Origin of the sequence: Colwellia sp. Bg11-12 (assembly GCF_014076955.1) — a bacterium.
Classification (GTDB): Bacteria; Pseudomonadota; Gammaproteobacteria; order Enterobacterales; family Alteromonadaceae; genus Colwellia_A.
This window is the reverse complement of the sequence record NZ_JACGUZ010000066.1, coordinates 1-241: the sequence shown is the minus strand read 5'-3', so window position 1 is coordinate 241 and position 241 is coordinate 1. Positions and strand designations below refer to the sequence as shown.

Genomic DNA, 241 nt, shown 5'->3' with positions numbered 1-241 from the left:
GAATTAAAACCTTTAGGGCTTCCTACTTATTGTAGGTCATTCGGACGCGGGATGGAGCAGTCTGGTAGCTCGTCGGGCTCATAACCCGAAGGTCGTCAGTTCAAATCTGGCTCCCGCAACCAATTCTTCTAAAGAGAATTAAAACCTTTAGGGCTTCCTACTTATTGTAGGTCATTCGGACGCGGGATGGAGCAGTCTGGTAGCTCGTCGGGCTCATAACCCGAAGGTCGTCAGTTCAAAT

Annotated in this window: 1 tRNA gene; it reads left to right on the top strand. The window is 49.0% G+C overall.

Going from position 1 to position 241, the window contains the following annotated elements:
• Nucleotides 1–45 precede the first annotated feature (45 nt).
• Nucleotides 46–122, top strand: a tRNA-Met gene (locus tag H4J39_RS08555).
• Nucleotides 123–241 lie beyond the last annotated feature (119 nt).